Source organism: Rhodosalinus halophilus (assembly GCF_003298775.1).
GTDB lineage: Bacteria > Pseudomonadota > Alphaproteobacteria > Rhodobacterales > Rhodobacteraceae > Rhodosalinus > Rhodosalinus halophilus.
Window position 1 is genome coordinate 69,027 of sequence record NZ_QNTQ01000001.1, and the last position, 11,802, is coordinate 80,828.

At 68.1% G+C, this 11,802-nt stretch carries 13 protein-coding genes and 1 pseudogene; 7 read left to right on the top strand and 7 right to left on the bottom strand.

Annotated features, from left to right (window positions below):
* Positions 1 to 15 precede the first annotated feature (15 nt).
* From DRV85_RS00305 to DRV85_RS00315, 3 genes are all read right to left on the bottom strand, one after another.
* Positions 16 to 1,266 (bottom strand): Coenzyme F420 hydrogenase/dehydrogenase, beta subunit C-terminal domain, encoded by a 1,251-nt coding sequence (locus DRV85_RS00305; protein ID WP_113287441.1) that lies wholly within the window; start codon positions 1,264 to 1,266, stop codon positions 16 to 18.
* Between the two features lie 178 nt (positions 1,267 to 1,444).
* A complete protein-coding gene (locus tag DRV85_RS00310) occupies positions 1,445 to 2,383 on the bottom strand; it encodes a sterol desaturase family protein (RefSeq protein ID WP_113287442.1) in 939 nt (312 codons plus the stop codon).
* Positions 2,380 to 2,772 carry a hypothetical protein gene (locus DRV85_RS00315; protein WP_113287443.1) on the bottom strand — a complete coding sequence of 131 codons (393 nt, stop codon included), beginning with the start codon at positions 2,770 to 2,772 and terminating at the stop codon, positions 2,380 to 2,382. Before DRV85_RS00315 ends, DRV85_RS00310 begins: the two co-directional genes overlap by 4 nt.
* Positions 2,773 to 2,971: 199 nt before the next feature.
* Here DRV85_RS00315 and DRV85_RS00320 point away from each other — a divergent pair, with 199 nt between their 5' ends.
* On the top strand, positions 2,972 to 4,027 hold the full coding sequence (locus tag DRV85_RS00320; RefSeq protein WP_113287444.1) for a cytochrome-c peroxidase: 1,056 nt from the start codon (positions 2,972 to 2,974) through the stop codon (positions 4,025 to 4,027).
* On the opposite strand, the gene DRV85_RS18950 is transcribed toward DRV85_RS00320, so the two are convergent.
* Both DRV85_RS18950 and DRV85_RS00325 read right to left on the bottom strand, forming a co-directional pair.
* Complete coding sequence (locus DRV85_RS18950) at positions 4,014 to 4,412, bottom strand: hypothetical protein (RefSeq protein ID WP_147238795.1); 399 nt, start codon at positions 4,410 to 4,412, stop codon at positions 4,014 to 4,016. The genes DRV85_RS00320 and DRV85_RS18950 overlap by 14 nt on opposite strands.
* Before the next feature lie 101 nt (positions 4,413 to 4,513).
* On the bottom strand, positions 4,514 to 5,077 hold the full coding sequence (locus DRV85_RS00325; protein ID WP_113287445.1) for a TlpA family protein disulfide reductase: 564 nt from the start codon (positions 5,075 to 5,077) through the stop codon (positions 4,514 to 4,516).
* Between the two features lie 21 nt (positions 5,078 to 5,098).
* Between DRV85_RS00325 and argH the strand changes: the two genes are divergently transcribed.
* Genes argH through DRV85_RS00340 form a run of 3 tightly spaced genes read left to right on the top strand, consistent with a single transcriptional unit; the run spans position 5,099 to position 6,946 of the window.
* Positions 5,099 to 6,490, top strand: coding sequence for an argininosuccinate lyase (gene argH / locus DRV85_RS00330; RefSeq protein WP_113287446.1), 1,392 nt, complete (start codon positions 5,099 to 5,101; stop codon positions 6,488 to 6,490).
* Entirely contained in the window at positions 6,487 to 6,627 is a 141-nt protein-coding gene (locus tag DRV85_RS00335) for an argininosuccinate lyase (RefSeq protein ID WP_113287447.1), read from the top strand. Before argH ends, DRV85_RS00335 begins: the two co-directional genes overlap by 4 nt.
* A gap of 10 nt (positions 6,628 to 6,637) precedes the next feature.
* Positions 6,638 to 6,946 (top strand): DUF2834 domain-containing protein, encoded by a 309-nt coding sequence (locus DRV85_RS00340; protein WP_113287753.1) that lies wholly within the window; start codon positions 6,638 to 6,640, stop codon positions 6,944 to 6,946.
* Between the two features lie 190 nt (positions 6,947 to 7,136).
* Here the strand turns inward: DRV85_RS00340 and DRV85_RS00345 are convergent.
* A pseudogene (locus tag DRV85_RS00345) lies at positions 7,137 to 7,601 on the bottom strand (transposase); the annotation flags it as partial.
* 16 nt (positions 7,602 to 7,617) lie between these two features.
* Here DRV85_RS00345 and DRV85_RS19315 point away from each other — a divergent pair.
* On the top strand, positions 7,618 to 7,803 hold the full coding sequence (locus DRV85_RS19315; protein WP_199525769.1) for a hypothetical protein: 186 nt from the start codon (positions 7,618 to 7,620) through the stop codon (positions 7,801 to 7,803).
* A gap of 69 nt (positions 7,804 to 7,872) precedes the next feature.
* Here DRV85_RS19315 and DRV85_RS00350 read toward each other — a convergent pair whose 3' ends face one another.
* Entirely contained in the window at positions 7,873 to 9,546 is a 1,674-nt protein-coding gene (locus DRV85_RS00350) for an alpha/beta hydrolase (RefSeq protein ID WP_113287448.1), read from the bottom strand.
* A 293-nt stretch (positions 9,547 to 9,839) separates the two neighbouring features.
* On the opposite strand from DRV85_RS00350, the gene DRV85_RS00355 reads away from it, so the two are divergent.
* Complete coding sequence (locus DRV85_RS00355; RefSeq protein WP_233495356.1) at positions 9,840 to 11,237, top strand: mechanosensitive ion channel family protein; 1,398 nt, start codon at positions 9,840 to 9,842, stop codon at positions 11,235 to 11,237.
* Positions 11,234 to 11,722 (top strand): hypothetical protein, encoded by a 489-nt coding sequence (locus DRV85_RS00360; RefSeq protein ID WP_147238796.1) that lies wholly within the window; start codon positions 11,234 to 11,236, stop codon positions 11,720 to 11,722. The genes DRV85_RS00355 and DRV85_RS00360 overlap by 4 nt, the downstream gene beginning before the upstream one ends.
* Positions 11,723 to 11,802 lie beyond the last annotated feature (80 nt).

The following is an 11,802-nucleotide window of genomic DNA, read 5'->3' on the forward strand; positions in this document are numbered from 1 at the left end:
CCTACGCCGGATCGGTCAGCCGTCCTTGCCGCGCTCGCCCGGCGCGGGCACGAGACCGTAACGCGCGGCGAGGCGCCAGACGTGATCGGGCACCATGTTCTTCATCTTCGCAGGATGCGCGCGGCGCAGGTGCAGCACCGTCTCGATCGCCTTCATCTCGACCCGCGCGCGGGCGAACTCCAGCCCGCGCGGCCCCGTGCGCGGCTGAAGCCAGGCGACGATCGGGCGCAGCCAGTCGGGCATCCGGCGCAGCGGCAGGCCGCCCGCCGCGCGCTCGGTGTTGGCCATGAAGCCCCTCACCGCCGCCTCGCGCCTGCCCTTGTCGGTGAGCGGCGCGGTCTTCAGCCGGTCGCCGAGGGCGGCGAGCATCTCCTCGCCCCGGGCGTTGCGCGCGATCACCCATTGCTCGCCGTCGCCCGCCATGTAGCCCACCGTGACGTCGGCGAGGCGGTTGGTGTAGTCCACGCAGGTCTTGCAGGTCATCGGGAAGAAATCCGCCGGCAGGTCCGAGAGCGGCAGTTTCAGGAAGGGAATGAAGCGCGGCCTTCGCCCGTCGTCGAAGCGCAGCTCCACCCGGTAGTCGGCGCGGAACTCCAGGTAGCTGATCGTCTCGGGCCGGTCGTCGAGCCGGGCGAGGAAATGGTGGAAGTTCTCGGTCGTGGTGTTGTCGGAACAGGGCGTGCCGATGACGTGGATGCGGTCGAACCCCAGCTCCTCCTCCAGCGCGCGCAGGGCATAGACCTGGCAGGGAATACCCACCATCGCGATGCGCCGGTGCCCGGCGGCGCGCGCGGGCTCCAGCAGGGCCAGCGTGGGCGCATAGCCCATCCGCATACCCCGACAGCGCGCCATTTCTTCGGGGTCGGTGACGATCACCGGCAGGGGCTTCCAGCGGTCGTCGGGATGGGGCGCGACGGCCAGCACCGCGTCCACGGTGCCGGCCCGCAGCAATTCGGCGGCGAGCCCGGTAGTGATACCGGTCCACTGCGCCCCATGGGCGGGCGGGTCGAGCCGCGCGCGCCACATTGCGCGGGCCACGCCGAAGAACGCCTCTTCGCCGCGCTCGGGATCGGCGGCTCGGCCGTGCACGCGGGCTTCCAGCCCCGGATAGTCCGGCTTGATGAACTGGCACGCCCGGCCGCACGCGCGCCCGTCGCCCATCCGCGAGACGCCGCAGTCCGTGCAGAGACCGGGCCGCGGCGCGCCGCCCGGTTCCGGCGCGGTCAGCCCTTCGCGGGGAGCGATATCAGTCTGATGCAGGGTCATGCGCGGCTCCGGTCTGTGAGCCGAGTGTGTTGCGCGACGCCATCTTCTGTCAAGTTCTGTTGACACTTGCAGCATCGGGCGGGGCGAATCTTCGTTCGATAATTCGCAAGCTGCCGCGCCTGGCCGCGCAGCGACGGAACGCAAAGGAGGATTTTCGTTCGAAAATTCTCCGGCCGCGCTATTCCGCCGGCATCCGCGCGGGGCGGTTCCCTGCACCCGTCTCTCGGGCCAGGGCGCGGCGCTTGATCTCGGCGCTCGTCAGGCGGGACCCATCATGGCTCCACCCGGGCGGACCCAACGCGTACATCAGCCGCTGGCGCAACGTGAGTCCCGGGCGCAGCAGGTCGCGGAAGAGCGCCACCCACTCGTGAAAGGCCACCCGGATCGGGTTGAAGGTGCCGAGGTTTTGCACGAGGCCGTAGTCCGGCTTTTCCGCGTCGTCCTCGGGGACGAAGGTACCGAAGAGCTTGTCCCAGACGATGAAGACACCGGCGTAGTTGGCGTCGAGATAGCGGGCGTTGCGGCCGTGGTGGACGCGGTGGTGGCTGGGCGTGTTCATCACCGCCTCGAAGAGCCGCGGCATCCGCCCGATCGCCTCGGTATGGATCCAGAACTGGTAGATCAGGTTCAGACCGCCCACGAAGAGCACCATCGCCGGATGGAAGCCCATCAGGATCAGCGGCGCGCGCACCACCATCATGAAGGTGAAGGTGCCGGTCCAGGTCTGCCGGAGCGCCGTGGTCAGGTTGTAATGCTGGGACGAATGGTGGTTGACGTGGCTGGCCCAGACCCAGCGGATGCGGTGACCGAAGCGGTGCACCCAGTAGTAGCGCAGGTCGTCCAGCACGAAGCACAGCAGGATCACCCACCAGCTCGTGCCGAGGTCCAGGGGCGTGACCGCCCAGAGCGCCATGAAGAAGCCCCAGGCGATGAAGCCCAGCAGGATCCCGGAGGCCACGTTGCCTGCGCCCATGATCAGCGAGGTGACCGCGTCGCGCGTCTCGTAGCGGCCGCCCCGGCCGGACCAGAGGATCCAGACGAGCTCGGCCAGGATCGCTGCAATGAAGAGGGGCACGGCCCATTGCACCACGTCGGGAAAGCTCACGGTCGCGCTCATGGGGCCTCCTTCAGGTGGGAGAGTATGGCATGCGCCTCGGCCTCCGTCACCCGCAAGGCGAGGCGCGGCGCGCCCCAGTCGGGAAAGCGCAGGATCAGCCGGTCGCCGCGCCGCGCCGCCCGCGCGCCGGCGAGCCTGCGCGCGACCGTATCCGCGCCCATCGCCCAGACCAGGCCCGCCCCAAGGTCGGCCTCGACGAGCGCCGCGTGCGGGTCGGACAACAGGGTGACCGACGTCACGCGATCGTCGGGAAACTCGCGCAGCCAGCCGGTGCGCGCCTTGTCGGCCGCGTCGAACGTGCGGCGCCGCGACAGCCCCGCGACATGGGTGAGCGCCGCGATTCCCGCAATGCCCCCTACGACGAGTGCGATCAGGATTTCCAGCGGCACCTGATACCTCTCCTCCTGCCTGGATTGCGCCTTATGCGGGAGGGGTCGTCAAGTCGCCGCTGCGTCAATCGCCGCGCTGCGGCAAGTGCTCGCAGGCTAAAGCTTTTTCCCGAACCTTTTGACCCACATCAAGGCGGGTGCAATCGTGATCGCGATGCTGCGATCCCAAGAGACGCGCGTCAGCCAAAAGGAGGCCCGAATGAGACCCCTGAAAGCCATGCTTGCCGGAACCGCTGCCATCGTGGCGGCGCAGCCCGCGCTGGCCCAGCAGAACGAGCTGCGTGACTGGGCGCTCGACATGTTCAGCCCGGTGCCCGCCACCGTTCCCGCGCTCGAGGACAACATCGTGACGCCTGAAAAGGTCGAGCTGGGCAAGGCGCTCTTCTTCGACCCGAGGATGTCCGCCTCAGGCGTGTTCTCCTGCAACTCGTGCCACAACGTCGGCACCGGCGGTGACGACAACATGCCCACCTCGATCGGCCACGGCTGGCAGAAGGGGCCGCGCAACTCGCCCACCGTGTTCAACGCGGTGTTCAACGAGGCGCAGTTCTGGGACGGCCGCGCCGACGACCTCGCCGAGCAGGCGAAGGGACCGGTTCAGGCGGGCGTCGAGATGGCGAACACGCCCGAAAACGTGCTGGCGACGCTGAACTCGATGCCGCAATACGTCGAATGGTTCGAGGAGTCCTTCCCCGCGGAGGACGACCCCGTCACCTTCGACAACTTCGCCAAGGCGATCGAGGCCTTCGAGGCGACGCTGATCACGCCCTCGCGCTTCGACGCCTGGCTCAACGGGGTCGACACCGCGCTCGACGAGCAGGAGGTCGCGGGTCTCGAGGCGTTCCTCGAGGCCGGCTGCGCGAGCTGCCACAACGGCGTGAACCTCGGCGGCAACGGCTACTATCCCTTCGGCCTCGTCGAGCGGCCGGGCGCAGAGATCCTGCCCGAGGGGGACAAAGGCCGCTATGCCGTGACCGAGACCGCTGCGGACGAATACGTCTTCCGCGCCTCGCCGCTGCGCAACATCGCCGTGACCGCGCCCTATTTCCACTCGGGCAACGTCTGGGATCTGCGCACCGCCGTGGATATCATGGCCAGCTCGCAGCTCGGCGCGGATCTGAGCGACGAGGATATCGACGCGATCACCGCCTTTCTTGGATCGCTGACCGGCGAGGTGCCCGAGATCACCTATCCGATCCTGCCCGCCGAGACGGCCGAGACGCCGCGTCCGACGGGCGAGGTCATGCCGAACTGATCCCGCCGAACGGTGCGCGCCGGACCGCCGGCGCGCACCGGTTGTTCACTGAAGCTGTCGGAGCCTCGGCTCCTCTCGGCCCCGGTTGCGGGCCGTCGATTTCGACACCCTGGCAATCGGTGCCGAGCTCACGTTGGACGATCCCCACATTTCGGCAGAAGTCGCCCTGCTGCCAGTCCCATGCCCCGCGGGTGCGCTGCCCGTCGAATTCGCCCGTCATGCGACCGTCTGCGCCGGCGCGTATCCAACCTGTCGGACCGACGAGCGCCTTTCCCGCGACGAGTTGGCGGACGTCGCTTTCGGTGGTGATGCGCTTGCATTCTGCAGCGGCCGGACCCGCGGCGGTCACGGCGACGACCGCCGCCGCAACTCGCGTTCGAAGCATCACTTCCTCCCTGGGCGTGTCGGATCCTCGATCCGGGTCCGGCACAGAGTGGTGGGGCTGCGACGTTTTGGCCAGACGGGGGCGGGTTCGCCGGCTGTTGGTCAGCCGCCGGCGCCGATCAGCGCGGCCACGATGGCCTTCGCGCTCTCCGAGGCCCAGTTCGCGTCGCCCCGCAGGCGCGCGATCTCTTCGCCCTCGGGGGTCAGGATGACCGTGATCGGCAACCCGAACACCCCCATTTCCCGCGCGAGCGCCTGGCGCGGGTCGCGGTGGAGCGGCAGGTTGTCCACGCCGATCTCCTCGAAGAAGTTGCGCATCGCGGGCACCGCGTTGCGCCCGGTGGCGACGGTGACGACCTCGAAGCTCTCGCCGCCGAATGTCTCCTGAAGCTCGGAGAGCTGCGGCATCTCCTTGCGGCAGGGCGCGCACCAGGTGGCCCAGAAATTGAGCACGACATGTTTGCCGGCATAGTCGGCGAGCGTGATCTCGCCGCCGTCCACCGTCTCGAAGGCGGTCGTGCCGGCGGGCTGCGGCGTCTCGTGCCAGGCGAGCTTCTTCATGTCGCCCTCGGCGAGCGCGGCGAGCGCCGATGTATCGGCGGCGACGGCGGCGTTTGCGCCGAGCGCGAGGGCCGTATAAAGGGCGAGGGACTTCGCTAACCGCATGTTTCCTCCGGGCGGGACGCCATGACAGACCAGACCTCGAACGCGATGTGGGGCGGGCGCTTCGCCGCCGGGCCGGATGCCGTCATGGAGGCGATCAACGCCTCCGTAAGCTTCGACCGGCGGCTCGCGGCGCAGGACATCGCGGGCTCGCGCGCCCATGCGGCGATGCTCGCCGCGACAGGCATCCTGAGCCATAGCGACGCCGAGGCGATCCGGGAAGGGCTGCTCACGGTCTTGTCAGAGATCGAGGGCGGGCGGTTCGAGTTCTCGCCTGCGCTCGAGGACATCCACATGAACGTCGAGGCGCGGCTGAAGGAGATCGTGGGCGAGGCCGCCGGGCGGCTCCACACCGCGCGCTCGCGCAACGACCAGGTGGCGACCGACTTCCGCCTCTGGGTCCGCGATCAGATCGACGCGGCCGACGCAGGGCTGGCCGCGCTCCAGCGCGCGCTCCTGGCGCAGGCCGAGGCGGGCGCGGATTGGGTGATGCCGGGCTTCACCCATCTGCAGACCGCGCAGCCGGTGACCTGGGGCCACCACATGCTGGCCTACGTCGAGATGTTCGGGCGCGACCGCGGGCGCCTCGCCGACGCGCGCCGCCGGCTCAACGAATGCCCCCTGGGCGCCGCGGCGCTGGCCGGCACCGGCTTTCCGATCGACCGCGAGATGACGGCGCGCGAGCTCGGCTTCGACCGGCCCATGGCCAATTCGCTGGATGCCGTCAGCGACCGGGATTTCGCGCTGGAGTTCCTCTCGGCCGCGTCGATCTGCGCGATGCACCTCTCGCGGCTGTCCGAAGAGCTGGTGATCTGGGCCTCGGCGCAGTTCCGCTTCGTGCGGCTCTCGGACCGCTTCTCGACCGGCTCGTCGATCATGCCGCAGAAGCGCAACCCCGACGCCGCCGAGCTCATCCGCGCCAAGATCGGCCGCATCCTTGGCGCGACGGTCGCGCTCTTCACGGTGATGAAGGGCCTGCCGCTGGCCTATTCCAAGGACATGCAGGAGGACAAGGAACAGGTCTTCGACGCCGCCGATTCGCTGATGCTGTCGCTGGCGGCGATGGAAGGCATGGTGCGCGACATGGACGCGAACCGCACCGCGCTGGAGGCGGCGGCGGGGCACGGGTTCTCCACCGCGACGGATCTCGCGGACTGGCTGGTGCGCGAGCTCGGGCTACCCTTCCGCGAGGCGCATCACGTCACGGGGCGGCTGGTCGCCGCGGCCGAGGCGCGGGGCTGCGATCTGCCGGACCTCTCGCTCGCCGAGATGCAGGCGGCGCATCCGGGGATCACGGAGGCTGTCTTCGAGGTGCTCGGCGTGCATAATTCGGTGGCGTCGCGGAAGAGCTACGGAGGCACTGCCCCCGATCGCGTGCGTGAACAGGTGGCGGCCTGGAAGGAGCGGCTGGGATGAAACTCTGGATGATCGCGGCGCTGGCGCTTCTCGCCGCCTGCGGGGTGGACGGCGAGCCCGAGCCGCCCGAGCCGCGCGCGCCCTCGGGCGTGACGATCTCGGGCGAGGCGCGCATCGGCATCGTGCGGGAGTGGTGACGTGGCGCGACTGAAGTATCTCTGGGCGGCGCTCGCGGTCTGGGGGACGGTGCATCCGATGTACTGGTTCCTGACCTGGTTCCGCGAGAACGGCTTCGACATCATGGGCATGGTGGACGCCTGGCACGCCAACGCGGCGAGTTCCGGCCTCGTCTGGGACCTGACCATCGCCGCCGTCGCGCTCACGCTGTGGATCCTGGTGGACGCGGTGGCGCGGCGCGACTGGCTCTCGCTTTTGGCGATCCCCACGATCTACGGCATCGGGGTGAGCTGCGGGCTGCCGCTCTACCTCTATTTCCGGGCGCGGCGCGGGGTCTGAGACGCCGCCCGACGCCGCTGCCGCGGCGGGCCTCCGGCGGGGGTATCGTCAAGCGGAAAAACCTCTTCAATGGCAGGGTTTTGCTGCGGAAGAACTTGCGTTTGTCCACACCTGTATCCAGGCTGGTTTCGTCGCGAATGCAGTGGAAATTCCTCGGCGGCGTCGTCCGGCGATGCGCGCGATCGGTGTTTCAGGCTGCGGGGTCAAGGGGCATCGGCTGGAACGGCTGAGAGAGGCTTTCCCACCCGTCGACCTTCCGCATCTGGATCTGGCCGGAGGCCAAAAGCGCCCAGAGCAGCATCGGCACGGTCTCTCCGCAGGGCAGCTAGGTCTGGATCTTGAAACGGCGGCAGAACTCCTCGTTCAGGCGCTCGATGACGTTGGTGGTCCGGGCGGATTTCCATTGCGCGGGATCGAGGCGGGTGAAAGTGAACAGCCGGTCGCCAGCGTCCTCGAGACTGTCTCCGATGGTCCGGCGCTTCAGTCGCCACTTGCGGTGGAACGCCCTGCGCCTCTTCTCGATTTGGGCCGCGGTGTCGGCGTAGATAATGCCCCGGTGGTCTTCGATCAGTTCGTCGTGCCTGTGCTTGGGGGCGTGCGCCAGCGGATTGCGGTGCTTGTGAACCGTGCAGCGTTGGATCGGCAGATCCTCGCCTTACAAACCCAAGAGAGTGGTCCCCAAACCCGAGATATTCGTGGCCTTCCTGTCGATCCGGGTCTTGATCATGGTGGAGGTGACGGGCGAGACGATGGCCGGGGCTGTGGCGCTCGCCAACTTTTACGCCGACGCGGCCGCCTCTTCGCGGACGCGGCCGTGGGCCTCGGAGGAGCATCCTTCTTGGTCCGGCCCAGCCTGAACCAGGCCGCTCAGCGGGCGAGGTTTTGCAGATGTTGGCCAAAGTGACCTCTTCGGCGAGACAGCCAGGTCACTGGCCGTTGGAGCACCCCGCCTGGAACCCGTTGTCGCAATGTGCCATCAGACGGTCCGTGTCGGAGCGGGTCCATCCTTCGGGATCGGTGACCTGCACCCAGGGCCCGATGTAATCCCGTGCATAGTAGGCGTGCCCGTGTCCCGGCGGCGCGCCGAAAGAAAGCGCCATGTCGAGCGCAAGCTGGAACTGCGTCACCACCGGCATGAAGACGAAGTGCTCCGACATGTCCTCGGCCGGTGGGTCACGCATCCAGGGCGGCGCGCGCCAGAGCGAGGCAGGGTCGTAGAAGACCACGGGATCGCTGGAATACTGAAGGAAGACGATCCGCATCCCGCCCCAGGGCGCACGGGCCTCGGAGGCGTCCGCGACGTGCGAGGCGTAGCGCACCAGGGATCCGTCCCCGATTGTCGGAAGAACCCATGGGCTTCCGGGCGCACGCTGGTTCTGGACATAGTTCCAGAAGGCCGACGGAAACGGCGGGCCGGCCCAGAAGGCGCCGTCGATCGGGTCGTCGAGCAGCCTGAAGATGTTGGTGGCATGCATCGAGGACCAAGCGCCGAGGCTCAGGCCATGAACATAGAGGCGCGGACGATCGTCCGGCGGCAGGGTCTTCCAGTAGGCGTGGACGGCATCCTGCAATGCGGCCGCCTGCTCCAGGCCGGTATCGGTCTCGAGGATCAGGGCCAGCGGAGACTGGAGATAGGAATACTGCGCGGCCACCGTCGCGATATTGCCGTCGTGCATGTATTCGACCGGATCGTGCGCGCCGGGATCCATCCAGCCGGTTCCGGTCGGGCTCGCCACGATGAGCACCTCGCGCTCGAAGGCGCCGAGGCGGCGAAGTTCGGCGAGCGCAAGCTCGGCTCGTTCCTGGGGTGTGTCCCCGTTGGCGCGGCCTACATAGACGCGGATCGGGTCCATCGCGGGCCGCCCGGTGAAGGCCGAGATCGCCGCGGCATCCGGCCCCGAAGTGATGAAGTCGCGCCCCGGCGCACCCATTGCGGCCCAATCGATGAGCGAGGCGGCGGAGCCCGTTCGGTTCGGGTCGGAAGGCGGCGCCGGCGCGCGGTCGAAGAGCGCCTGCGCCGCCTCGTAGCTCTCGTCGAGGCCCGTCACGACGCGGTCCAGAATGCCGTCCCGCGTGACGACGAGAAGGATCAGGGCGACGGCCAGAAGGCCCAGGACGTTGGCGCGGCGGGGCGGCATGATGCGGTAGAACCATGACCGGATGAGCCGGAAGAGCCCAGCCACGAGCCGTCCGACCCCGTAGGCTGCCGCGAAAGTTGCCACCGCCAGGGCGAGGATGATCGCCAGATGGAGACCGTCGGCTGGCGCCATCCCCATCTTGTCGCGGATATCGTTCTGCCATTCGAGGCTGGATGCGAGAACCCAGACGAAGAACGGCACGGTCGCCGCCGCCAGCAGCCATGTGAGCACGCGCGCCGCACGGTCCGGAAGACGCGGCAGATCGGCCGCTTGCCAAAGCAGCGCGACGATCCGCGCCAGCAGGTAGCCAAGCGCCGTCACGAGGCCTCCGAGGATCCCCTGAACCTCGGGCCCACGAGGGATCAGCGACGGGGTGAGGGACGCCGCGAAGAAGACAAGGCCCAGGAGCAGCGCTGGGATGGAGACCTCTCCGACAATCCGGGAGGCGAAGGTTCTTTTCATTGGGCGCTCCATTCAGAACGGTGACTTCCGGATTGTCCGCGTGACGCGCCGGGCCATTCCCGCGTCGTGGATTGAAACCGGACGGCGGACTGCCGGCAAAAAACCTCGTGCATCGGACCGACCCGGACATCCCCGGCGAGGCCTGCGGGGACCGGCATCCCCTGCGCTCAACGCAGTCATCGGCGGTTCGACCGGGCCTTGCAAAACGTTATGCGCTCAATCTGAGCACACGAAAGGTGATCCAGCGACGGGCGTCGGGTATGTTCGGCTGTTCTACAGGAGGGTTGCCGAGCATGAGACTGTCCCGAGCCAAGAGCGTGTTCCTGGCGACGCTTCTCTGTGCGATGGCGGCCATCTCCGCCGCTCCCGCCGTGGCCCAGGATGGCGACACGGTCGCGTCAGAGGTCCTGTCGGCCGAAGCGGAGCCCTATCCGCCGCTGCTCGCCCAGCGCTCGATCTCGCTGCCCGATCTACAGCTTCGCCTTGTACCGTTGACGGTCGATCAATTGTCGGCCCTCGCCGCCGCCTGGCAGGACCACGCGCGGGCCGCCACCCAGGACGTCGTCGACAAGAGCATAGAGATTCGCGCCGCCGACTCCGCAAACGCGGAGCCCCTGCGCGCGGAACGCCTGATCCTGCTCGAGGAGCGTGCGACAGTCTTCGACAAGCTCGGGGCCGTGGTCCTTAGCCTCGAGACGAAGGGCGGAGACCCCGCGGAGGTCGCGACATACCGCAACTACATCACCGCGGTCACCGTCGAGGAGACCTCCCGCTGGACCTTCCAGGAATTCGCCGACAGCGTCATTGCCTGGGCCTTTTCCAGCGACGGCGGCGGACAGCTCTTGTTCCAGATCGCCGTGATCTTGGTGGCCTTCTTCGCCTTGCTTGCTGCCGCGCGCTTCGCGCGTGGCTGGGTCCGGCGCGTGCTGACGCGCGTGCCGAACCTGTCGAAGCTCCTGCAGGGGTTTCTCGTGATGATCGCCTACTGGCTGACGCTCGCCTTCGGCCTCATGCTCGTTCTGGCGTTCCTCGGCGTGAACATCACGCCGCTTTTCGCGCTTGTGGGCGGCGCCTCCTTCATCATTGCCTTCGCGCTGCAGGACACGCTGGGCAACCTCGCCTCGGGGCTCATGATCATGATCAACCGTCCGTTCGACGAGGGCGATTTCGTCAGCCTCGGAGGCGTAGACGGCACGGTGCAATCGGTCTCCATCGTGTCCACCAAGGTCATCACGCCGGACAATCGGGTGATCGTCATCCCCAACAGCAAGGTGTGGGGCGACGTCATCACGAACACCAGCGCGAGCGACATCCGGCGGATCGATCTTGTCTTCGGGATCAGCTACGACGACTCGATCCAGAAAGCGCAAGAGGTTATCGAGCAGGTCGTCGCGGATTATCCCGCCGTCCTCGACGATCCGGCGCCGGTCATCCGGGTGAACGAGCTCTCCGCCAGTTCGGTTGATTTCATTTGCCGGCCCTGGGTGAAAACCGGTGACTACCTGTCGACGTTCTGGGACCTCACGCGAAACGTGAAGGAGGCCTTCGACGCCAACGGCATCACGATACCCTTTCCGCAGACGGAAATGCACCTGCATGTCGCCGGTGGGCAGCCGATGCGGCCGGATGATCCGAAGGCGCTGCTGACAGGCGACGCGGCGACTGCCGACCGCCGGGTGGAGGGCACATGAACGATGGTGGCGACAGGGTGCAGCCGGGCTCCCCGCGCGTAGCCGTCGCCGGCGCCATGGCGCTCGCCGGCGCGCTCCTGTTCGTCGTGTTCCTGTACGAGGACATGGAGGACGCCCTGCGCGCGGCAGAGGCGGCTTTGCCGTGGGGCCCGATCCTCGGCTATGTGGTTGCGATGGGCTTTGGCGGCGCGGTCGCGGGGGCCCTGCTGTCGGGAGCCTTCGGACGGCGCGGCATTGGCGGCTGGTTTCTGTCGGCGCTTGCGGGCGTCGTGACGACGACGGTCGGCGGCATGCTGGGAAGCCTTGCGGGACTGCTGCCGTCCCTGATCTCCGAAGGCTGGACCACGGGGGATCTCATCGGGATCGGCGCCGGCGCACTCATTCTGCCGCTGGCCATCATCGACTGGCCCTTGCTGATCTTGATCTGGATCGGCCTTGTCGTCGCGGCCCATCTCCTCGCCCGCCACCGCCGCCCGGCCGCGTGACCGCGCACCCGGGTCGCGCCGCGCCCGGCCGGCGGCAGACGATCCGACACGCGGCCTGCAGTGACTCCGCCCGGCCCGCG

Excerpts from the sequence above, each read along its gene's own strand:
- DRV85_RS00305 (WP_113287441.1), bottom strand. The coding sequence starts at position 1,266 with ATGACCCTGCATCAGACTGATATCGCTCCCCGCGAAGGGCTGACCGCG.
- DRV85_RS00310 (WP_113287442.1), bottom strand. The coding sequence starts at position 2,383 with ATGAGCGCGACCGTGAGCTTTCCCGACGTGGTGCAATGGGCCGTGCCC.
- DRV85_RS00320 (WP_113287444.1), top strand. The coding sequence starts at position 2,972 with ATGAGACCCCTGAAAGCCATGCTTGCCGGAACCGCTGCCATCGTGGCG.
- DRV85_RS18950 (WP_147238795.1), bottom strand. The coding sequence starts at position 4,412 with ATGCTTCGAACGCGAGTTGCGGCGGCGGTCGTCGCCGTGACCGCCGCG.
- DRV85_RS00325 (WP_113287445.1), bottom strand. The coding sequence starts at position 5,077 with ATGCGGTTAGCGAAGTCCCTCGCCCTTTATACGGCCCTCGCGCTCGGC.
- argH (WP_113287446.1), top strand. The coding sequence starts at position 5,099 with ATGACAGACCAGACCTCGAACGCGATGTGGGGCGGGCGCTTCGCCGCC.
- DRV85_RS00335 (WP_113287447.1), top strand. The coding sequence starts at position 6,487 with ATGAAACTCTGGATGATCGCGGCGCTGGCGCTTCTCGCCGCCTGCGGG.
- DRV85_RS00350 (WP_113287448.1), bottom strand. The coding sequence starts at position 9,546 with ATGAAAAGAACCTTCGCCTCCCGGATTGTCGGAGAGGTCTCCATCCCA.
- DRV85_RS00355 (WP_233495356.1), top strand. The coding sequence starts at position 9,840 with ATGAGACTGTCCCGAGCCAAGAGCGTGTTCCTGGCGACGCTTCTCTGT.
- DRV85_RS00360 (WP_147238796.1), top strand. The coding sequence starts at position 11,234 with ATGAACGATGGTGGCGACAGGGTGCAGCCGGGCTCCCCGCGCGTAGCC.